This window comes from Leisingera sp. M523 (assembly GCF_025141335.1).
Lineage (GTDB): Bacteria > Pseudomonadota > Alphaproteobacteria > Rhodobacterales > Rhodobacteraceae > Leisingera.
This window is the reverse complement of sequence record NZ_CP081036.1, coordinates 1,400,880-1,422,374: the sequence shown is the minus strand read 5'-3', so window position 1 is coordinate 1,422,374 and position 21,495 is coordinate 1,400,880. Positions and strand designations below refer to the sequence as shown.

Genomic DNA, 21,495 nt, shown 5'->3' with positions numbered 1-21,495 from the left:
GATTTGCCGCCCTGCCCGCCCGGGCGGCCTGCTGACACGGGATGAAACAGATGACAAACACTTTCAAACAGCTGCTGGAAACCAAAGACGCTCTGCTGGCGGATGGTGCAACAGGCACCAATCTGTTCGCCATGGGCCTGCAGTCCGGCGATGCGCCGGAACTGTGGAACGTGGACGAACCGCAGAAAATTCTGGCGCTGTACCAGGGCTCGGTTGATGCGGGCAGCGACCTGTTCCTGACCAACAGCTTCGGCGGCACCGCCGCGCGGCTGAAACTGCATGACGCTCAGAACCGCGTGCGCGAGTTGAACCGCATTGCTGCCGAACTGGGCCGCGAGGTGGCAGACAAGGCGGAACGCAAAATCGCCGTGGCCGGTTCCGTCGGCCCGACCGGAGAAATCTTTGAACCTATCGGTGACATGTCCCATGCCCTGGCGGTCGAGATGTTCCATGAGCAGGCTGACGCCCTGAAGGAGGGCGGCGCCGACGTTTTGTGGCTGGAGACCATTTCGGCACCGGAAGAATTCCGCGCCGCGGCTGAGGCCTTTAAACTGGCGGATATGCCCTGGTGCGGCACCATGAGCTTTGACACCGCAGGCCGGACCATGATGGGTGTGACCTCGGCGGATCTCGCCCAGCTAGTGGAGGAATTCGACAATGCTCCGCTGGCCTTTGGCGCCAATTGCGGCACCGGCGCGTCGGACATTCTGCGCACTGTGCTTGGTTTTGCCGCGCAGGGAACCGAGCGCCCGATCATCTCCAAGGGCAATGCCGGCATCCCGAAATATGTCGACGGCCACATTCATTACGACGGCACGCCCGAGCTGATGGGGGAATACGCAGTGATGGCCCGCGACTCGGGCGCCAGGATCATCGGCGGCTGCTGCGGCACCATGCCGGATCATCTGCGCGCAATGCGCGACGCCCTGGACAGCCGCCTGCGCGGCGACCGCCCGGCTCTTGAGAAAATCGTCGAAGTGCTTGGCCCCTTCACCTCCGACAGCGACGGCACCGGTGAAGACGCTAACCCAGGCGGTGAACGCCGCTCGCGCCGCCGTCGCCGCGCCTGACCTTTCGGGCCACCGCCACCGCGGACTATAGCGCGGCCAGTGGAAGCACCGGAATGCAAAGTACCGAGCACCGCAATTGCCTTGCGGCGCTCGGTACTTATTGCTCAGCCTGTTTTGGGCTCCAACGCGCCTCACAATCCCTCAGGATGTCCTGCCGCCACACGCATGTTATCTGCGCGACCGCCCGTATTACTTGCGCAGCAAGCCCCAGCATATGACGCCAGCCGCCTGTTCACACCGGCCTAGCGGACGATTGTGAAGCCGCTCACTTCAGGGTCGGGAACTGTCCGTTCGGTCAACACATCCTTCACCGCGGCAGCGCCAGGCCCGTGGCCCATCCGGCGCACCATATCGGCGACGCCGGCGGCCGGCCCCATCAGCAACGCCCGCACCGACCCGTCCGGCTCATTCCGGATCCAACCGGACAGGCCGTGGCGCAACGCCTCTGCCCTGGCCCAGGTGCGGAACGCCACACCCTGCACGCGGCCGGTGACACGTGCCTTTACTGCGACAGCAGTCATAGCACACCTTCCTTTCAATCATGAAGGATCACAGCCTAACACAAAAAGCCGCTCCTCAGGATCAAAGGCGGATCAAAACAACGCCAGCTGGTCGCCCGGCTGCGGCGGCCTGGCAAACAGATCGCATCGCAGATCCGGTGTCCGCTCCTTCAGCCCCAGCCGCCGGCAGGCTGCCTTAAACCGCTGCGCAATCATTTCGGCATAACGCCCCTCGCCGCGCATTCTGTGGCCCCAGCGCGGGTCGTAGTCGCGCCCGCCATGCATTTCCCGCAACCGCGCCATCACCTTGGCCGCACGGCCAGGCTCGTGCTTGGCCAGCCATTCCTGCCACAGCTCCGACACCTCCCGCGGCAGCCGCAGCATGATCCAGCTGGCGGCATCCGCACCCGCCTCCGCCCCGGCTGCCAGCAGCGCCTCCAGCTCATGATCGGTCAGCCCCGGCACGACAGGGGAGGTCATCACCCGCACCGGCACCCCCGCCTGCGTCAGCCGCCGGATTGCAGCCAGCCGCCGGGCTGGCAAGGGGGCCCGCGGCTCCATCCGGCGGGACAGGTCAGGATCCAGCGTGGTAACGGAAACCCCCACCCGCACAAGCCCTTTGGCTGCCATCGGCGCCAGGATATCCAGGTCCCGCTCCACCATCGCACCCTTGGTGACGATCGCCACAGGATGATTGAAATCCCGCAACACCTCCAAGCAGCTGCGGGTGATGCGATGGTCCCGCTCGCACGGCTGATACGGGTCGGTGTTGGTGCCTAGCGCCAGCACGGCAGCCTTGTAACGCGGCGCCGACAGTTCGTTGCGCAGCACCGCAGCCGCATTGGGGCGTGCGACCAGCCGGGTCTCAAAATCCAAACCCGGCGACAGGCCAAGATAGGCATGGCTGGGCCGCGCAAAACAGTAGATACACCCATGCTCGCAGCCCCGGTAAGGGTTGATGGAGCGGTCAAACGGCAGATCCGGCGACCGGTTGTAACTGATCAGCGACCGCGCCGTCTCGTGCCGCACTTCAGTGGGAATCACCTCCGTATCCGGTTCTGGCAACCAGCCTTCATCTACTTGGCAACGGTCCAAATCGAACCGCCCTGCCGCATTGCTGAGACTGGCACGCGCTTTGCGTCGCATGGGCTGGGAACCGTCATGATAAGGCATTGCCGCACTATGCACCCGCAGCAAGAACAAATAAAGAACAAATGCGCAGAACTGAAGATTTTCATGCATAATCCGCATTACCAAATCATCGAATTTCCTCTTATACGTCGGTTCGGACAATAGCTATGTCGCAAACAATGCAGTCCCGGGGCGTCATTCTGTCACAAAAGTCCCAAAACTAGGCCAACACGAGGCACGCCGCCCCGTAAGCAAGGAATATGCGAATGTCGGACGAAGAAGACATCATCCTGTCGGAACTCGATGACGAGGAACTTGTTCAGCAGATGTTTGACGACCTCTATGATGGTCTCAAAGAGGAAATCGAAGAAGGCGTTGGCATTCTTCTCTCGCGCGACTGGGCGCCGTATGATGTTCTGACCAAGGCTCTGGTAGGCGGCATGACCATCGTTGGCGCCGACTTCCGCGACGGCATCCTGTTCGTGCCCGAGGTTCTGCTGGCGGCCAACGCGATGAAGGGCGGCATGGCCATCCTGAAACCGCTGCTGGCTGCAACCGGCGCCCCGCAGGTCGGCTCAATGGTAATCGGCACCGTCAAAGGCGACATCCACGACATCGGCAAAAACCTGGTTTCGATGATGATGGAAGGCGCGGGCTTTGAAGTTGTCGATCTGGGGATCAACAACCCGGTCGAAAATTACCTGGAAGCCCTGGGAGAGCACAAGCCGGACATCCTTGGCATGTCAGCTCTGCTGACCACCACCATGCCCTACATGAAAGTGGTGATCGACACCATGGTCGAGCAAGGCCTGCGTGATGATTACATCGTGCTGGTTGGCGGCGCGCCGCTGAACGAAGAGTTCGGCAAGGCAATCGGCGCCGACGGCTATTGCCGTGACGCCGCCGTGGCTGTGGAAATGGCCAAGGATATGGTGGCCCGCAAGCACAACTCGATGAGCGCCTGATTTGGCACGCAAAGGACGCGCAGCCCGCTTGACCGAGCGGGCTGCCTTCCGCCCCCCCACCGGGCGGACGCTTGAGGAAACATCCCTCACCGAACAGGGCTTGGCTGCCCCTGAAAAGAAAACCGGCCGCATCCTGCTGATCGCCTGCGGCGCGCTTGCGCGCGAGATCCTTGATATCAAGGACAAAAACGGGCTGGATCACATCGACCTCACTTGCCTGCCCGCAAAATTGCACCTCTATCCGGACCAGATTGTCGATGCCGTGGACGGCGCCGTAGCCAAACACTCAGCCGTTTATGACAAGATCTTCGTGGTCTATGCTGATTGCGGAACCGGCGGTGCGCTGGAACGCAAATGCGCAGAGCTGGGCGTTGAAATGGTGGCAGGCCCGCATTGCTATTCCTTTTTTGAAGGCAATGAGGCCTTCGCCGCCCATGCGGATGCAGGCGAAATCACTGCCTTTTACCTGACCGATTTCCTGGTCAAGCAATTCGATGCCTTTATCTGGCGCCCAATGGGCATAGACAAGAACCCAGAATTGCGGGACATGGTGTTCGGCAATTACACCAAACTGGTCTACCAGTCGCAGATCAGCGACCCCAAGCTGGTGGAAAAGGCGCGCGAATGCGCGGACCGCATGGGTCTGGAATTCGAACACCGCCACACCGGCTATGGCGATCTGGAAATCACGCTTTCAGGCTGGGCAGGCTAGCCTTTCATCTTTCCTGAAATACTCCGGGGAGCGCGAGGGGCCGGCCCCTCGCCCTGCTGCCTCAGGCCTGGGCCATCGCGGTTTCGCGGATCCGCTCGATCATCGACCGCAACCCGTTTGAGCGTTGCGAAGACAGATGATCGTTCAGCCCAAGCCGTCCCAGCTCTGCCTTGGCATCCACGGCCACCACGTCCTTATACCCCAGACCATTGTACAGGCAGCGCAGCACCGCAATCAGTCCGCGCACAATCATCGCATCGCTGTCGCCGTCGAACCGGAACTCTCCGCCGTCAATCGTGGCATGCAGCCAGACCTGGCTGGCGCAGCCGTCGACCTTGGTTGCGGGCACTTTCAGCGCGTCGTCCAGCGGCTGCATCGCCTTGCCCAGATCGATGACATGGCGGTAGCGGTCCTCCCAGTCCTCCATGAACTCAAAGTCTTCCACGATCTCTTCAAAGGCGGCAGTGGCCATTATCGTCCATCCTCAAAACCCGCATCCGGTGCAGATCAGCACCTAAGCCCCAGCCCGCCCCATTTCAACCGCTTTTCAAGCCGCGGCCAATCAGGTAATCCGTTGCAAAGACATTTTGAATGGGCGGGGACAGATGCATAAACCATTGGCTCTTACATTGGCCTGCGCGCTGATGCTGGCAGGCTGCGGCGGCTGGAAACAGTCGCGGATCAACCCGTCCAACTGGTTCGGCAGCTCCGCGCCTGCCGAAGCGCCGGTGGCGGAAAACACCAACCCGCTGCTGCCGCAAGACAGCAATGCCCGCGGCATCTTTGCCCGGCCTGAGCCCAAAGACACCACTGTCCTGGCCGGCCAGATCACCGAAATGCGGATCGAACGCACCGCATCCGGCGCCATCATCTATGCAACGGCCATTGCCAGCCGCCAGGGCGCCTATGACGTTGTTCTGCGCCCCGCCGACGTCAGTGAAGAGGGCGTCCTGAGCTTGGATTTCCGGGTGGTCTACCCGGAAACCAGCACCGCAACCGGCAGTGAATTCAGCCGCACCATCCATGCCGCCCGCACTGTCACAAATCAGGACTTGGCCGGTATCCGCACCGTGCGTGTGAATGGCGCGCAGAATGCCCGCGAAAGCCGCCGCCGCTGATTTCAAGATCGACCGATAAGAAAAACGCCCGCAGGATTTGCGGGCGTTTTTCTTTTTTTAGAATTGCTTACAGCGGCTGGGGCGTCTTAAAGCTCCACAACCTTTACGTCCTGCCCCTTGGCGGCAAGACCGATCTTGCCGTCACACAGCCGCAGCGCATCGGCGCCGAACACCTCATGCCGCCAGCCGTTAAGGGCCGGAACATCGCGCAGCCCCGCCGCAATCGCGTCCAGGTCCGCGCTGGGTGCGATCAGCTTGGCCGCCACGCCCTCTGCTTCGGTCTTGGCCTTCAGCAGAACCCGCAGCAGATCCGCCAAAGCCGGGTTTACCTGCAGCTTTTCCTTGCTGCGGTCCATCTTGGGGTGGTCTTCGGGCGGGCAGTCAGCGCCCTTGGCCACGGCCGCCAGGATACCTTCGGCAATCGCGCCTTTGCGCGCCTCGCGCAGCAGCAGACGGGATCCGCCCAGATCGCCGGGATTGCGCGGTTTGGTCGAGGCCAGTTCCACCAGCGCGTCATCTTTGAACACCCGGTTGCGCGGCACATTGTTGGATTGCGCATAGGTTTCGCGGAACGCCGCCAATTCGCGCACAACCGCCAGAAACTTGCCCGAGGAGGTCCGGGTTTTGACCCGTTTCCAAGCGTCCTGGGGCTGAATGTCATAGGTCGCCGGGTCGGTCAGCACCTGCAGTTCCTCGGTCACCCAATGGGCGCGTCCGCTCTTTTGCAATTCCGCGGCCAGGAACTCATAAATCTTGCGCAGATGGGTCACATCGGCCAGCGCATAGGTCTTTTGCGCCTCGCTCAGAGGGCGGCGCGACCAGTCGGTAAAGCGCGATGTCTTGTCGACGCCCAGCTTGACGATCTTGCGCACCAGCGTTTCATAGCCCGCCTGATCGCCGAAGCCGCAGACCATCGCCGCCACCTGAGTGTCGAACAGCGGCTTGGGAAAGACGTTCGCATCGACCCAGAAGATTTCCAGATCCTGACGGGCAGCGTGGAACACTTTGACCACGCTCTCGTCGCGGAACAGCGTATAAAGCGGTTCCAGCGAAATACCGTCGGCCAGCGGATCAACCAGAACCGCATCATTTTCGCCGTCGCCTGCAAAGGCCAGCTGGATCAGGCAGAGCTTGGAATAATAGGTCCGTTCCCGCAAAAACTCGGTATCCACCGTGACATAAGGATACTGTGCGGCGGTTTCGCAAAAGGCCTGCAGGTCTTCGGTGGTGGTCAGAGTTTTCATAAATTCCGGCTTTTCAATCTCATGTGGGCCGGGACGTGATACGCGCTTGTCCCGGGCAATGCAATCAACCGGGCTTCAACCCAGCTGAACCGGCGTCTTATCTCCCGCGGCGAAGCGGCGCAGCACGGCCGGATACAGAAGGTGTTCCTGCACCAGAACCCGGGCCGCCAGCGCATCCGGCGTGTCGTTTTCCAGAACCGGCACCCGTGCCTGGCCCAGAATGGGGCCGTCATCCAGGCGCGGCGTCACCTCATGCACGGTGCAGCCGTGGTCAACATCGCCGGCCTCCAGCGCGCGGGCATGGGTATGCAGGCCCTTGTACTTCGGCAGCAAGGAGGGGTGGATGTTCAGCATCCGGCCTTCGAACTGCGATACGAATCCGGCGGTCAGCACCCGCATGAAACCCGCGAGGCAGACGATATCGGCGCCAGCCTCCAGAATCGGCTTCACCAGCTCCGCCTCAAAGGCAGCACGGTCGCCATCGAAAGGCCTATGATCAACAGCTGCGGTGGCAATTCCGGCGGCAGCGGCCTTTTTAAGACCGCCCGCTTCGGCATCATTGGACAGCACCAGACAGGGCCGGGCCGGATGATCGCCAGTCATGCTTTCAACCAGGGACACCATGTTGGAGCCCCCGCCCGAAACCAGTATGGCGACCTTCTTATGGCTCACAGCAGCTTGCCGGTATAACGCATGCCGGCGCCAGCGGTGACCGTGCCCAGGCGCGCAACGGTCTCGCCCTCAGCTGTCAGCAATTCAGCCAGAGCGTCAGCACGGTCGGCAGAAACCGACAGGATCATGCCGATGCCGCAGTTGAAGGTCTTCAGCATTTCCGCTTCGGCGATATTGCCGGTCTCTGCCATCCACTTGAACACGGGCGGCAACTCCCAGGCGTTCAGGTCGATGTCGGCGCCCAGATCTTCGGGCAGCACCCGCGGCAGGTTTTCTGTTAGGCCGCCGCCGGTGATATGGGCCAGCGCATGCACGCCCCCTGCCCGCACCGCGGCAAGGCATTGTTTGACATAGAGCCGCGTCGGGGTCAGCAGTGCGGCGCCCAGGGTGCCTTCGCCAAACGGGCAGTCCGCATCCCAGCCGAGGCCGGAAACGTCTACCAGCTTGCGCACCAATGAGTAGCCGTTGGAGTGCACCCCGTCGGACGCCAGACCCAGCAGCACGTCGCCCTCGGCCACGCCTTCGGGCAGCGCCGTGCCGCGCTCCATCGCGCCGACAGCAAAGCCTGCGAGGTCGAAATCGCCTTCCGGGTACATGCCGGGCATTTCAGCCGTCTCACCGCCGATCAGCGCGCAGCCCGAGCGCACACATCCCTCGGCGATGCCTTCGATGATGCGTGCCGCAACTTCGGTTTCCAGCTTGCCGGTGGCAAAATAGTCGAGAAAGAACAGCGGCTCGGCGCCTTGGCAGACCAGATCATTGACGCACATCGCCACCAAGTCGATGCCAACGCCGTCCACCACGCCGGTGTCGATGGCGATCCGCAGCTTGGTGCCGACACCATCGGTGGCACCGACCAGGATCGGGTCATTGTATCCAGCAGCCTTCAGGTCGAACAGCGCGCCAAAGCCGCCCAGCCCGCTGGCAACGCCAGAGCGGTTGGTGCGCTTGGCGGCCGGCTTGATCCGGTCAACCAGGGCGTTGCCCGCATCAATGTCCACACCTGCGTCTGCATAGGTCAAGCCGTTCTTGCCGCTGGTCATCACTTGGCTCCTTCAAATCGGTTGCGCAGCCTTTAGCGCAAGGCGCATCAGAAGGGAACTAGGGAATCTGCTGCGCCATCCCGGACGGCGCAGCAGGGTGGTTTTCACGACAGTATCGCCAATCTCAGATACCAAACTGCCAGGGTGCCGCCTGATAGGCATAGGCATCGCCTTGGCGCAGCACCCGGCCCAGCGCCGGGAAATCCAGATGCGCACCGGTGACCAGCAGATTATCCGCTGCCGCCCGGTCCAGCATCCGCCGCCGGGTCGCCGCCGTCTGCGCCGGATCGGTGTCAAATGCGACGGTCCAGTCCGGCAGGGCAAATTGCAGCGCGGCGCTGTGAATCAGGTCACCCCAGAACAGCAGCCCCTCGCCGCCCGCATCCAGCATGAAGCCGGTGTGGCCCGGCGTATGGCCCGGCAGCTCCAGCGCGGTGAAACCGGGAGCCGCTTCTTCCTCTCCCTGCAGCAATTTCAGCCGGCCGGCATAAGGCGCCACGGAATTGCGGGCCATGTCAAAGAAGCCGCGGCTAGCCTCGGGCACCCCGGCCAGGATCCCGTCATCATGCCAGAAATCCCATTCCCGCTGCGCGACCACCAGTTCGGCATTGGCAAAAACCCCGGCTCCGTCCGCGGTGATCAGCCCGCCGGAATGGTCCGGGTGAATATGGGTCAGCAGCACCGTATTGATGCTCTCAGGCGTCACGCCCGCTGCCGCCAGCCCAGCGCCCAGTGCGCCAAGCCCCGGCCCCATCAACTGGGCAGTGCCGGTGTCGATCAGCAGCTTCTGCCCGCCGCGCTCCACCAGATAGCCGTTGACCGGGATCTGCAGCGCGCCGTCCTGCACCCGGTGCAGCCCCTGCGCCAGAATGGGTTCGGCTTTTGCCGCGTCGTAATCATTGAACAGCTGCGTCCCCAGGGGAAGATGCCCGTCCAGAAGAACCGTGATCCGGGCATCTCCCAAAGTGAAAGAATGCGTAACTGGCGCCGCCTCTGCTGCCCCTGACGCAGCCATAGCAGAGCCGCCGCCCCAAAACCCGCCTGCCAATGCCGCCGCCGGAGCCGCCGCCAGCCCGTTCAAAAATACCCTGCGATTGATTGTCATAAGAAACTCCGATATCCAATTGAGGAGAATTTTCCTGTGAGCCGGAAATAACCCTGATGGTCCGGTACTTACAGCCCAGCAGATCCGATAGCAGTTATAAGCAACACTGATAGGCATCCGATGGACCGGTTCACCCTGCTTGAGACATTTACCATTGCCCTGGACGAAGGCAGCCTGAACCGGGCCGCTCAGCGCCGCGGTATCAGCCAATCTGCAGTCAGCCAGCAGATCAAGCAACTGGAGACCCTGACAGGCCAGCAATTGCTGCACCGCACCGCCAAGGGCATTCATGCCACCCGTGCGGGCGATCTGATCTACAGCCACGCGCAGACGCTGCTGTCCGGCTACAACCGGATGACGGCAGAGCTGGACGCGCTGGAGGGCAGTGTATCGGGCACCTTCCGCGTCAGTGTGAATTCTTTCCTGGGCCGCAGCGTGATCGGCCCGATGCTGCTGGAGCTGAACCAGCAGCACCCCGACCTGAATATCGTGATGCGGCTCGAGGACCGGCTGGTCGACGTGGTGCGCGAAGGCTACGATCTGGCGATCCGCACCGGGCGGCTGGGGGATACCGACGGGTTCGGACGCAAGATCTCGACCTTGGAAACGGTGCTGTTTGCCACACCGGAATATCTGGACCGCGAAACCCGCCCGCAGAAACCGGAAGACCTGCAGCGGCTCAAATTCATCCAGCACCACGAGGACCAGACCCGCGGTTTCTTCCCGCTGCGCCGCGGCGGGCAGGAGTTTCCGGCGCCGGTGCAGGTCGGCTTTACCGCCGATGACCCGGATCTGATCATGCGGGCCGTCAGCAGCGGTACCGGTTTTACCCGCGCGCCCCGCTTCATGATCGAGGCGCAGCTTGCCGCTGGCGAATACGAACTGGTGTTGCCCGGCTATGAGGCGCCGCTCAAAGAAGTCTTTGCCGTCTACCCCTCCCGCCGCACCCCGGACCGGCGCCGGGATCTGACCATCGAGAACACGGTGGCGCGGCTGGAGGCACTGCACCGGCCCCGCACGGCAAATTCACCGGCGCGGCCTGCAATCACCGCTTGACCTCGCCCGCCCCATTTCCTAACCACGAAACCATGGCGGGCCTGTAGCTCAACGGTTAGAGCAGAGCGCTCATAACGCTTTGGTTGCAGGTTCGAATCCTGCCGGGCCTACCACGCCACCTAAAAAGTTAAGTGTTTTCAACGTGAAAGGTGTACCGCACCAGCAAGACACCGCCTCATAAGTTTCAATGAGTTATGAGCAAGGTGTACCGCAGTTTTGACGTTCGAATTCCCGAAAAAGGTGAGAATCCAGGGCGAGGGAGAGGCGGGAAAACTGACATGCTGACCATCCAAGTTACATGCGCCTGCGGGCACTTTGCCAAAGTCACCGACGAGCGCGCGATAGAACGCTGGAAGCGGATGAAGCCGATGACCTTCCGCTGCTCCAACTGCGGCATGGCCGGGCAAACAGAGTCGCGCCTGTCATGGGACATCGGTATCAATCCAATGGAATCGGCATACGCCAATGGAATGAAGGATCTGGAAGAATGAAGGCAGAGCGGCTTGAAAGAGGGCGCGTGCGGTTGTCCGGCAAAGTCTGGGCGGATGAATTCGGAGAGGACCGCCGACTGCCCTGGATCGCCTTCTATGACAAGATGCACGCCGACTATGGGTTTCCCGGTTACAAAGCGGCCGCGGATGCGCTCCGGTCGCTTGGGGATTGTGAAAAATAATTCAATGCATATTCTCGTGTAGATTGTTTTCGAAACGAAAGATTACCCTACATGAAAAAACTGGTGCTTTCCGCCCTACTCCTTTCTGGATGCGCGGCGCCTACAGTTCCCCTCTGGTTCCAGCCGAACAAACCCCATGTGTCCAGCCTATCGCATGATCTCGACTGCCAAGTAGAAGCGGTTCAGAAAGTGCCGGCGAGCAACCAGGTCCGAAGCACTCCTACCTACACCACGCCAACTTACCTAAATTGCAACCCGCAGACCAACTCCTGCATCTCGAACGGCGGTCAGGTTATAGGTGGTCAGACCTATACCGTTGATGTGAATTCTGGTCTTCGTTGGCAGGTGCTGCGCCAGTGCATGGCCAAGAAAGGCTGGCAGCTGGTATCCTTGCCGCCTTGCGGTGTCCCGCAACACAAAGCCTTCATGGAAGATCCAGAAAAGTACCGTGCGCCGAAAGGCGTAACTGCTGAAAGCTGTGCCATCTTAGACCGGCCTCGCAAGGAATGGGTGATCTACACCCCCTCTTGAAACGCGAAAAGGCCCCCGGCACTACACCGGGGGCTTCGTCATTGTGGGGCAGGAAACTTCTACTGGAACTGGTCGGGATCCCGATCATCATAGTCGCCAGGAACCCTCATATCCTCAACCATTTCGAATATGCGGGTACACACCACATCCTCGGGCGTTTCCAACTCCGCCATCTTCTCCCAGAAAGCGTCGTTCCGGTCATCTTCAAGCTGCTTAGCAGCCAGATATTCAGGGGCGGCTTTTAGTCCCTGATTGTGCCCCACCGAGTAAGCCAGATAGAGACATATGGCGACGGTGCCGCCCAATATGAAATTGCTGATCTTCACTCGGCTTGCGGCCCCATTCTGTCAATGTAGCTCCTGTTGAACCGCAGATAGATTTCGTTTCTGCGGTCTTTAAGAGGCTTCATCCTTCGTTCCCGTTCTCGTGCATTCAGGCTTTCATTGGAATAGATCGCGTTGATCTGCCCGCTGACGACCTTTCGCTGCTTTTCCGTCTGCCGCAGAGTGACCCATAGAGCATTGAGATCCTTCATCTCTTGCGTCATGGGGTAGCCGATTTCCTCGGACAGTTTCCGCTGCTTGCGGGCTTCCTGAACAGCTTCGCGGAATTCAAAGTATCTGTTCTGGTTCAGGAAGTCACCTGCCTCAGTGTACAGCACGCGAGCAAGCGGCACCTCATATGCCTCTACATCACCGAGAGTTCCTTCTGCCGCGCGTTCTCCAAGCCCGTAGACACGTCCGGCGAAACGGCCGGCGCCACCCGTCATAAACTTGAAGAAGTGGTCGATGTACTCGGGAGAAACGTCGATCAGACCCGGCTCCAATGGAGACCCGCCCGTGAGAGTGTTCAGCCCCTGTGCCACAGTGCGGGACGGCGCGCTGGCGTTGAACTCCTTGTAGGACTGCGGGCCATAGTCGCCATAAGGGTTTTCGGGCCGGATCGGTCGGCCCAGCCAGTCGCGGTTGTTGTCGAACTCATTTGCGAAATCCAGCACGGTCGGCGCCAGCATTTCAAAGCCGCTTTCCCCGGAGATGGGAGAGAACGCGCCCACGGTCGCCTTCAAAAGCTGACCGGCCGCCTCGTCAGGAGACTTCACACCGCGGATCATCTTACCCATCTGCTGCCCGGCGAAGAAAAAGACGTTGTAGCCATAGGGCAGCGGGATCGTCACGTATCCAGTTTCCGTGAGCGGTGTTGCCACGATGATATTACGCTCTGAGACATAGGACGGCAGCTGATCATACTCCAGCTCTCCGTCCTCATCCTCGCCCGACAGCATCGCTGCAAGCAGATCGTTTGCAAAGCCAAACAGAACCATGCCGCCGACAATGCCCTGGACCTGCTTCGACCTCATCGCCTTCAGGATCACATGGGAACCCTGGATGGCTGCATTAGCGAAGGGATACCATGCGTTCATCGTGGCGCCGATCTCGCCGCGGCGATTGAAGTTGACCGTCAAATTTTTCGCCAGGCTGGCGGCATCAGCCTTGCTCCAGCCATTGCGTCGGGCCTCGGCATAGGTCGCCAGGCGCACCGCGTTGTCCACCGACATGTTGACGGTCTCGATCACGCTCAGCGCCGGGTTGTCGCGGGTTGAAGGTAGCGCCAGTCTTGATACCGTGCCCGTCAATTTGCCGCGGGAAGCCCGCTTTACACGCTTTCCGAAATCAAGGCTCTGGCTCTCTGGGTTGTCCACTTTCCAAAAATGGATGCGACCGCCGGCCTCAGAATACTCCTTGAACCATTTCGCGTATTCGGTGTCGGTCTTGCCGCGGAGCCCGCGATGGCTGCCGCGCATAGCCTTCACCCAGTCCCGCATTGCAGACTTGCGCAGCTTGCCTTGGATGTCGCCGCCAAATGCCCCAAGGTTCACCTGCGCCGTCATCATGTCGCGGAGGGCGTTCACGATCACAAAGGGCGGTGACAACATGGTGTTGATGGTGCTGAAATAGCGTGAGAACAGGCTGGCGACGGCCGTCACCTTGCCCATCTCATTCGATCCCAGCTGCCCCAAGGCCTCGGCTAGGCGCGGATCCTTGAAAGTGATCCGGTATTCCTTGCCATCCACTTTCAGGGCCATTTCGTTTTCAGCCAACTGCCGGGACGCCGGGCCCACAACACGAGTTTCCACCTTGCCGGTGGCCTTGTTGTAGAACCGCTGGGATTCCGGCTGAGTGATCTCGTACATCGCAGGGTTAGGGTGGCGAACCGCAAAGTTGTACATCACCTTCGCGACCTGGTTCTTTTCAGTCCGAACTGTCACTTCCATCGCCTGTGTCAGCAGGGTGGCCAGAGGATCAAAGGCTTCAGTGCTGCGACCCAGAGCACTCTGCCCTTCCTTGCCCTTGACGCTGAACTTGCGGCCCATCGCGGTCCGGGCGTCATTCACCACGCCGTCAAACATGTCATCCTCTGCGAATTTCTGCAGCGGCACATAGTGCTTGTACATCGTGCGCCACATGTGGGCTTCCTGCGCGCTCAGCAGGCCCGCTGCCTCCCGGGCGGTAATCATCTCCTTGCCTAGCCTGTCCGTCAGTGCGCCGATCTGGTCCAGCCGGGACCGGTTTGCGCCGGCTTGCTGCAAAATGGCATTGGCCTCGGCATTGGTCAGGCCGGAACCGCCATCGGGCATCTGGTCGTTGATAGAGGCGATATGCGCGTTGCGTTCCTTTGCGTGCCGCGCCATCAGCCACAGGCTCACCGCTTCGGCCCCTTCACGCACTTTTCCCTTGTGGTCGGCGATCTTAATCGGCCGCTCGGCAATCAGGGCGATGATGGGCTTGGTATAATTGTCCTCGATCTCGTCCAACAGGTAGCCGACCCTGCCGCTGTAGCGCTCCTCAGCGAAGTACGGGTCTTCCTCCTTGCGGATGTGCTGCCCGGTCTGTTTCTCGGTGGCCTCCGACATCCGGCGCAGAACCAGCATTCGATCCTGAACCAGCCGGCGGAACCGCTCAAACCGGGTGTCGTCCGGGATCGAAGCCGAATGAGTGGATACCGCCGTCGCCTGCACGCCTGCGGGCTTCAGCGTGCGCACTGCGGCAGACGGGCGCTGGTGCTTCACCGCCAGCAGTTCCTCGCCGGTCACGCGGCCGTCACGCGAGCCTACCTCGCCGCGCTCCACCGCCTCGAAGATGTCCTCGGGCTTGCGGATGCCCTGCCCGGCCAGCGCCTCCTTCATTGCGCGGAAGAAGCGCCGGATCTTGGCGAAGATGGTTTTCAGACGGCCCTTGGCAGCGCGACCGTCAGCATGGGCGGCAAAGGCTTCTGCAATCGCTTCCTCAATGTGTGCCTCTTGAGACAGATCCGGATAACGCGCCTCGATGTCGAACTCAGCCATCCAGCGGCTTTCGGCCTCGGCAGCCAGCGCGTTCCATTCCGCATCCGAGAACAGCCCGCGCTGGCGCAGGATGTGGATAGCTTCGTGGTTCACGGTGTTCATGCCGTCGAGCGTGTTGCCGATCAGGATCTCGATGCCCTCGGGGCCGAACTCCACGGCGCCCTGCTCCCGCATGTCCGGATCAATCGACAGATCCACGCCGCGGATCATCAGCTTGTTCAGGCGTGCCTTCAGGTCAGGCAGCAGATCTTGCAGCTTTGCCGGGTTGGCGCGGCGGTTGAATTTTTCTGTCTCAAACCCCAGATTGATCTCTAGGGAAGGCTGATTCGAAACAGGTGAGGGCGATGCGTGCATCGGACCCCCTTCGGCCTGAGAAGGCCGGGCCTTCCCGCCCTGATCCCGGCTCAGCGACAGATCGTAATGGAACCGCCCATCAGACATTTCCCTGATGGAAACGATCACATTCCTGACTTCACCTGCCAATTCCACCGGTGCAGAAAGCACATGGACGGCGTTGATCCCTGCCCTGTTCCCGGGTCGGGTTTCGACAATCTCACCTTGCTCAACAATCTCCCGGATCGCGGGAACATAGCGCAGGATTTCATCGCCTTTCGACGTGACCTTGCGCAGCCCGGTATTGTTGAAACGTACTTCCCAGCCATCCCTGGTCGTTGCAGTAGTGTTTAGCAGATTTCCCTTGAACCATGCCTGCGCAGACTTGCGCAGCTCACGGATGTCACTCCCGGAAATCTCATCCCCCTCAAGAACCAACACAGGATCCTGGCGCTGATACATCCGCACGCCCTTGTCTGTCTCCTCGGTCTGGATGGTGTCGAATAGGCTGCGGAAGGCCGCATTGATGTCCGTGCGTTCCTTCCCTTCCGGATACGGCTTCACATTGAAAAGCATGTATTCGGGAAGCAAGTTGTGCTTCTCATAGGCAAGGAAGTCATTGCGTGCGTCGATGTCCTTCAGCCGGTCATAGACATAGCCTTCGAAGGCCCGGGCAATCAGTTCGTGGTTGGTCGCCCAATAGGCCGATGCCCGCCCTTGATCCAGTTTCCATGCCTCGGAAACAAACTCGGTGGTGACGGTCTTCTCCTTCACCTTCTGTTTCTTGGCATCAGCCAGGAACTGATCGGCCCTCAGCTTGGCCTCGATCGCGTGCTGCAGATCCACCGCCGGGCCAGTGTCACGGCCCTGATGCTTACGGTATGCCTGCCGCCCGCGCACTTCCTTGTAAATTTCCGCCAGCTTCATCACAGGCTCGTTGAACATCGGCGGGAAGGAAGAACGCGACTTGGTGGGCGCCACTTCTTTCTCGCCCAGTTTCCCGTCCTGGATCTGCTTGATCAGCTTGTCGATCTTCAGGAGCTGCGCCTTGGTAGCCGGGGCCTGCTTGCGGGCATACTGCTCCTCGCGCGCCAGATAGTCGCGGAAGCTTTTCAGCTTCTGTTCCAGCTGCTCAGCCGTGCGGCTTTCGATCCGCTCCCGGGTGCTGACATCCTCCTTGAATTCGGACTTGCGCTTGGCAATCGCCTGCATCACCGCCTTGTAGGCCTCCCGCACCTCTTCGCGGACGCCGGATTTGCGGTACTGGAAGCCGTGGGAAGCGTAATCTTTGCCCTGGTCCTTGGCGTCGAATACCTTGTCACCGCGGTCGTTGGTGATTTTCTCGGAAGACGCTTTGCCGTCCTGACGACCGAAGAAGTGGTCGGCTGCATGCATCCACTCATGCGCAAGCGCCCCCGCACCCTGGATCTTGGTCAGGTTGATGACACCATAGTTGCGCTCATAGTGGGCCCGGCCGCCAGTCAGGCCATGCCCGCGGGCACCGAAGGCCAACGCCAGATCCCCGTTCAGGGAAATCGCTTTAGGCGGCACACCAAGGATTTCGGACAGGTCGAGGAAGGAATCGAAGGCCTGGTTCAGGATATGCTGTCGCTCAGCAGCATTGTTCCACTTGCCGAACTCCACGCCGCGAAACCCAAACACCTCAGAGAAATCCTGCGGCGTCACGTCCCGGCCGCCCGCGCGGCGCTCCTCACCAGCGCGCAGCGCCTCTTCCAATGCCGGGTGGATGCGGTCATCAAGCCGCATATCGGTCTCGATGATCTCCACGGCATTTTTAGCCATGTATTCCATCGCTTCCTCGCGGGTCTTGAAGCCGTCCTTGAAGGTGTGGCTACGCTTGCCAGTAACGCGATCAATCGAGAAACCGTCGCCTCTGGAGCGAACGCGGTGGTTGCGCGCCACCTCATAGAGCGGGATGGCAGTTTCGGCCTCAGCCTCGCTGTCGAACCCTTTAACCCGGTATCCGTCGCGGATCTGGCGCCCGGTTTTCTTCTCTGTGATGACCCACTTGCCGACCTTGGATTTGTCGCCGGTGTCAGCAACGATCTCGCTCACCTCGTAGCGCTTGCGCCAGGCGGGCGCGCTGCCGGCCTTGGCCTTCTTGCCGCGCGGGCCGGTCTTGTCCGCAATGTCCTTGCGGGCGCCGCCGATCTTCTCCCCGAAATCTTCGATGCGCTCTTTCTTGACCGGTTCTTGATCCGTGCGCTCCTGCACAGGTTCCGCAGTTGGCTTCGGCTTGTACCCGGCCTCAATCTCCTCCAGCGCCGATTTTGCCGTATCTTCCCCGAATTCGTCGGCCAGGGCACGGCGGGCGTCCTGCACCCGTTTTGTGGCAACGATGAACTCGTCGTTGGCGTCTTCGGGCAGATCCTCCCGCACGGTCCATTCCTCGCGCAGAATGTCGGCTAGGCGCTTTTGGGTCTTGCTGGGCTTAGGGGCGGGTTCAGGTGCATTCGCTGCGTCGGCATCAGGCTGGCGGGCCTTCTGCGTGTCGAGCATGTTGCCCTGGGTGTCGAACAGCGGCCCGGCATCGTCCTGAGGTACGGTGGTGCCCTTCTTGCTCTGCTGCTGGCGGGCTTCCAGCTCACGGCGCTGATCCGCCTCGCGGGCCTCGGCGCTGCGCTCATCGCTCTGCTCGGCACCTGGGATCACTGCCTGCTCGCCGGCCTCGGTGCGTTCGGTTGAAGGCGTTTCCTTCGGCGAGGGCTTTGCCGGTGCAGGCTCCGGATCCTGATACCCCTTGCGGGTGAAGACCACGGTTTCTCCCGCTTCGGTGCGGTCAAAGTCCCGCTTGAGGACGCGCGCCGACAAGCCGCGGACCTGCTTCAACATGGCTTTGGGGATTTCCACTTTCGCCAAAGCCTGGGCCACGCGCATGTCGGTGCGGTACTCCTGGCCCGTTTTCGCGGTGGTGCCCGGCTTCTGATGCACCTCGCCGCTCAGGCTGTCAGAACGGAAGGTGAGCATGACGCCCTTGTTGCCGCCCTGCCCGATTGCCAGATCCCGGTTGTCTGTGACAAAGGTCCGCATGGCGTCGGGTTGGCCGTCTACGCGCAGAATGTCGTCCAGCGCGTCCGGGCTGGTTTCCCGGTAAAGGGATTTCCCTTCTGCAATAGACCGCGGGCGGATCGAAGAAGGCCCGAATGGAAGCGGCGCGGCCTCCTTGATGCTGGGGAAGGTCTTTGCTGCCTGACGCGGCAGATCAGCCGGGATAGAGGGCAGCGGGGCGGGTTCGACCCGACGCGCTTCGGCGGCAGCCTCGTTTACTTCGGCAGCTGCTGTGACTTGCGCTTGGCGTCCATCAACCCGTCGATCATCTGAATCGACTGCTGGGCTTCCTTTTTGCGTTCCGGGCTCGCCTTCGGATCGTCCAATATCGCCCGGAATTTCTTGTGCAACATCGCCGCTTCGCTCTGTTTGCCTGTCTGCGGGTCTGTCAGCCAGGTCCGGCTCGGCAGTTTGTTCTGCATGTCCATCTGCTTTCCTGTGGAGGTTCCACCATACTGCGTCTTCAACGTTTCCGCCACGCTGGTTCAGCACGGTGATGATGTCCTGCCGCATCTTCGTCGGCACAGCATCGGCGATCCCGGTTTCGCGCAACATGGTATCCACGTTTCGCTTTACATGGTCCATCCGCTCGATCGGAGTGGAGATGTCCTCCTCGGGGTGCGCAATGACGATAGAAGCATCAGGGATATGCGACAGATCTATCTCATGCGGATCGGGGTCGGCGGCCTCAAAACGGGCCTCTGCTTCGGCCGCGTTCCGGGCGGACTGCTCTTCGGCAAGATCCGCCTGCACGCCTGCGCGCACCGGCGCCCCACGCATCTCGGTTTCCAACGCGTCAATGATCCCCTGCCGGTTCAGGTACCCATTGCCGTCCTCGCCGATCTGGTGGCGGTAATCACCCCACTCCTGCGCCGGCAGGTTGTCCAAGTCACTCACCCCATCGCGATTGAACAGACCAGGATGGCTCCGAGCGGTAATACCGCGCGACTTGAGCTCCTGGGCCAGTGGAGAACCAGGCTTCACCGACAAGCCGCGGGATTTCAGTTCATTTGCCACGGGGCGTTTGTGCAGGGAAGTCTTGCTGGGCACCTTGGGCTTCTGGGGGATCAGGTCTTGGAACGCCCCCGTCTCCGCAGGGGCGCCAGTGGGCGCATCAGGCGCCGCATCAGCGGCTTGAGGCTGGTCCAGGTCTTGACGGGTCGCGGGCTCTTCACGGGGCGCAATCTCCTCTTGCACGGCCTGCGTCGGGGCCGCGGGGGTGGTGTCGATCTGCGGGGGAGTGTCGGGGGATACTTTCTGCATCCGGCCGGTCGCGGCATCCCACTGGACGAATTCGCCGGTCTCGCGGCCATTTTCGTCCATCACGGGCAGGATCTCGGTATCGGCATTAGCGCCAGGCATCTCCGGCGCTTCGCTTTGAACGCTCGGCTGCACCGGCTGGGCGGTCTGCTGGGGCGCAGCATCCCGTTCCGGCTGCCCAAGGGCGACAGCGGGTGCCTCGGGGCGTTTTGAAGCAACAGCGGCGCTGGCAGGCACCTCCGGGGCGGCAGTTTCCGCCGGGGCTGCGGGAAGCGCCGGGGCTTTCCCGCTCAGAAGGTCGTCAATGATCGCCTTGCCGTCGTCAATCGTGGCGTTAGGCAGCGGGCTGGCCCGGTCGGTCTCAGTGAGGCGCGGGCTGTTGATGCGATCAGCATCAGCCTCAGCGCCATCCTTGGACAGCGCCGCGGCTCCTACCTCCACCGGGGCGGTGACCATTTCGGCCAGGCCCTCAATCAGGATATCCTGGCCGCTCATCTCCTGGCCAGCAGCAGCCCTGGCCACGGCTTCGCCACCAGCTCCTGCTGAGGCCTGGACAGCAGTCTGCATCAAGGCGTTGCCGACTTTGCTGTGCAGCAGTTTTTTGGCGGCCACGCCCTGCCCCATTGCTTCAAAGGCCGCGATCACAACACCGCGCGTCATCCCGCGCTCACCAGCAGCCCGCATAAGATCGGGACTGTTCAAAACGGCAATCGCATCCTCTCGGGTTTCGATTTTGACGCCCTGCTCCCGCAGGAACTCGTTCACCGATGCGCCGAATTCCTGAGCAACGGCACCGCCCCCCATGACAGCAGCACCGATACCTGGGCTGCGGGTGGCCAAACCAGCGGCTGCTGAACCAGCAATGGCAGGAACGCTTTCGATCCCGATCTCGCCCAGAAAAGCTGCTGCTGCTGCGGGATCATCGAGCATGGCCGCGATGGTGCCACCGACAGTGGTGTCCTTGGCCAGGGCTGTTCGCATCCGCTCCGCGGTCTGTGACATAGGCAACGCATTGGCGCGCCCGATCAGGTCGGAACCGGTCGAAAAGTTCAGTTCGGCACGCTGGCGGTACTTGTCCGGGTTGGCGCGGGCATCACCGGCGCGCCGACTGCGCTCCTCGTAGATCTGGCGGAAGATGCCGGGCCGGTCGGCGCTGAACCCCATTTCGATGATGGCTTGGGCGGCACGCTCCGGCGTCGATAAATCAATCCCCCGAGGAAGCTGGTCGAGACCAGTTGCCTGTTTCACGGTGTCCGCGATGATCTGCGGATCGGTAAGCGCGGAGTCGGCAAGAGCTGTAGCATCGCTGATGCCCATGCCGGTGGGCAGCGATGAGGCGGCACGCAAGCCGCCACGCTTAATCGCGCGGCCAACAGCGTTACCTTCCAGAAAGCCGGGGGCATCGGGGTCCTGCTCTGGTTTCTCTTCCCTCATCTCGGCAAGTTGCTCGTCAACGGTGCCGATGTTTGCGAGATTGTCGGCACCAGGGATCTCGGGGCGATCAACCAGACCGCTGTCATAGGTGGACCGGCCGAAACCGCGCAACGATCGAGCGTCGTCAGTTTCATCCAACGACGCACGGCGCGGCTCCGTTGCCTCCGGAATGGGTCGGGACGCGGGTCGCAAAGAGTTCTCGGGAGCGGAATCTTCCACCGGGATCAAATCATCAA

Annotated in this window: 17 protein-coding genes and 1 tRNA gene; 9 read left to right on the top strand and 9 right to left on the bottom strand. The window is 61.4% G+C overall.

Annotated features, from left to right (window positions below):
• Nucleotides 1-50 precede the first annotated feature (50 nt).
• On the top strand, nucleotides 51-1,070 hold the full coding sequence (bmt, locus tag K3557_RS07085) for a betaine--homocysteine S-methyltransferase (protein ID WP_259998747.1): 1,020 nt from the start codon (nucleotides 51-53) through the stop codon (nucleotides 1,068-1,070).
• 242 nt (nucleotides 1,071-1,312) lie between these two features.
• Here the strand turns inward: bmt and K3557_RS07080 are convergent, their stop codons facing one another.
• Both K3557_RS07080 and K3557_RS07075 read right to left on the bottom strand, forming a co-directional pair.
• On the bottom strand, nucleotides 1,313-1,591 hold the full coding sequence (locus K3557_RS07080) for an acylphosphatase (protein WP_129371143.1): 279 nt from the start codon (nucleotides 1,589-1,591) through the stop codon (nucleotides 1,313-1,315).
• 72 nt (nucleotides 1,592-1,663) lie between these two features.
• A complete protein-coding gene (locus tag K3557_RS07075) occupies nucleotides 1,664-2,743 on the bottom strand; it encodes a PA0069 family radical SAM protein (RefSeq protein WP_259998745.1) in 1,080 nt (359 codons plus the stop codon).
• Nucleotides 2,744-2,967: 224 nt separating this feature from the next.
• Between K3557_RS07075 and K3557_RS07070 the strand changes: the two genes are divergently transcribed.
• Together K3557_RS07070 and K3557_RS07065 are read left to right on the top strand one after the other, a co-directional pair.
• Entirely contained in the window at nucleotides 2,968-3,666 is a 699-nt protein-coding gene (locus tag K3557_RS07070; RefSeq protein WP_129371145.1) for a B12-binding domain-containing protein, read from the top strand.
• A gap of 1 nt (nucleotide 3,667) precedes the next feature.
• A complete protein-coding gene (locus K3557_RS07065) occupies nucleotides 3,668-4,378 on the top strand; it encodes a DUF1638 domain-containing protein (protein ID WP_259998743.1) in 711 nt (236 codons plus the stop codon).
• Nucleotides 4,379-4,439: 61 nt separating this feature from the next.
• Here K3557_RS07065 and K3557_RS07060 read toward each other — a convergent pair whose 3' ends face one another.
• On the bottom strand, nucleotides 4,440-4,850 hold the full coding sequence (locus tag K3557_RS07060) for a SufE family protein (RefSeq protein WP_259991684.1): 411 nt from the start codon (nucleotides 4,848-4,850) through the stop codon (nucleotides 4,440-4,442).
• Between the two features lie 133 nt (nucleotides 4,851-4,983).
• Between K3557_RS07060 and K3557_RS07055 the strand changes: the two genes are divergently transcribed.
• Nucleotides 4,984-5,496 (top strand): hypothetical protein, encoded by a 513-nt coding sequence (locus K3557_RS07055; RefSeq protein WP_259998742.1) that lies wholly within the window; start codon nucleotides 4,984-4,986, stop codon nucleotides 5,494-5,496.
• Between the two features lie 86 nt (nucleotides 5,497-5,582).
• Here the strand turns inward: K3557_RS07055 and rnd are convergent, their stop codons facing one another.
• From rnd to K3557_RS07035, 4 genes are all read right to left on the bottom strand, one after another.
• Entirely contained in the window at nucleotides 5,583-6,740 is a 1,158-nt protein-coding gene (rnd, locus tag K3557_RS07050) for a ribonuclease D (RefSeq protein ID WP_259998740.1), read from the bottom strand.
• Nucleotides 6,741-6,815: 75 nt separating this feature from the next.
• A complete protein-coding gene (gene purN / locus K3557_RS07045; protein WP_259998738.1) occupies nucleotides 6,816-7,412 on the bottom strand; it encodes a phosphoribosylglycinamide formyltransferase in 597 nt (198 codons plus the stop codon).
• Nucleotides 7,409-8,455 carry a phosphoribosylformylglycinamidine cyclo-ligase gene (gene purM / locus K3557_RS07040; protein WP_259998736.1) on the bottom strand — a complete coding sequence of 349 codons (1,047 nt, stop codon included), beginning with the start codon at nucleotides 8,453-8,455 and terminating at the stop codon, nucleotides 7,409-7,411. Before purM ends, purN begins: the two co-directional genes overlap by 4 nt.
• Nucleotides 8,456-8,579: 124 nt before the next feature.
• Nucleotides 8,580-9,560, bottom strand: coding sequence for an MBL fold metallo-hydrolase (locus K3557_RS07035; RefSeq protein ID WP_259998734.1), 981 nt, complete (start codon nucleotides 9,558-9,560; stop codon nucleotides 8,580-8,582).
• Nucleotides 9,561-9,680: 120 nt separating this feature from the next.
• On the opposite strand from K3557_RS07035, the gene K3557_RS07030 reads away from it, so the two are divergent.
• The 5 genes from K3557_RS07030 to K3557_RS07010 all read left to right on the top strand — a co-directional run bounded on the left by K3557_RS07030 (nucleotide 9,681) and on the right by K3557_RS07010 (nucleotide 11,820).
• On the top strand, nucleotides 9,681-10,616 hold the full coding sequence (locus K3557_RS07030; RefSeq protein ID WP_259998732.1) for a LysR family transcriptional regulator: 936 nt from the start codon (nucleotides 9,681-9,683) through the stop codon (nucleotides 10,614-10,616).
• 37 nt (nucleotides 10,617-10,653) lie between these two features.
• Nucleotides 10,654-10,729 (top strand) — tRNA-Ile (locus K3557_RS07025).
• Nucleotides 10,730-10,894: 165 nt separating this feature from the next.
• Nucleotides 10,895-11,107, top strand: coding sequence for a hypothetical protein (locus K3557_RS07020; RefSeq protein WP_259998730.1), 213 nt, complete (start codon nucleotides 10,895-10,897; stop codon nucleotides 11,105-11,107).
• Nucleotides 11,104-11,289, top strand: a complete 186-nt coding sequence (locus K3557_RS07015; RefSeq protein WP_259998728.1) for a hypothetical protein — start codon at nucleotides 11,104-11,106, stop codon at nucleotides 11,287-11,289. The genes K3557_RS07020 and K3557_RS07015 overlap by 4 nt, the downstream gene beginning before the upstream one ends.
• Nucleotides 11,290-11,340: 51 nt before the next feature.
• Nucleotides 11,341-11,820 carry a hypothetical protein gene (locus K3557_RS07010; RefSeq protein WP_259998726.1) on the top strand — a complete coding sequence of 160 codons (480 nt, stop codon included), beginning with the start codon at nucleotides 11,341-11,343 and terminating at the stop codon, nucleotides 11,818-11,820.
• Between the two features lie 59 nt (nucleotides 11,821-11,879).
• Here the strand turns inward: K3557_RS07010 and K3557_RS07005 are convergent, their stop codons facing one another.
• Together K3557_RS07005 and K3557_RS07000 are read right to left on the bottom strand one after the other, a co-directional pair.
• Nucleotides 11,880-12,146: a hypothetical protein gene (locus tag K3557_RS07005; protein ID WP_259998724.1), complete on the bottom strand. Its 267-nt coding sequence runs from the start codon at nucleotides 12,144-12,146 to the stop codon at nucleotides 11,880-11,882.
• Entirely contained in the window at nucleotides 12,143-21,397 is a 9,255-nt protein-coding gene (locus K3557_RS07000) for an LPD38 domain-containing protein (RefSeq protein WP_259998722.1), read from the bottom strand. Before K3557_RS07000 ends, K3557_RS07005 begins: the two co-directional genes overlap by 4 nt.
• Nucleotides 21,398-21,495 lie beyond the last annotated feature (98 nt).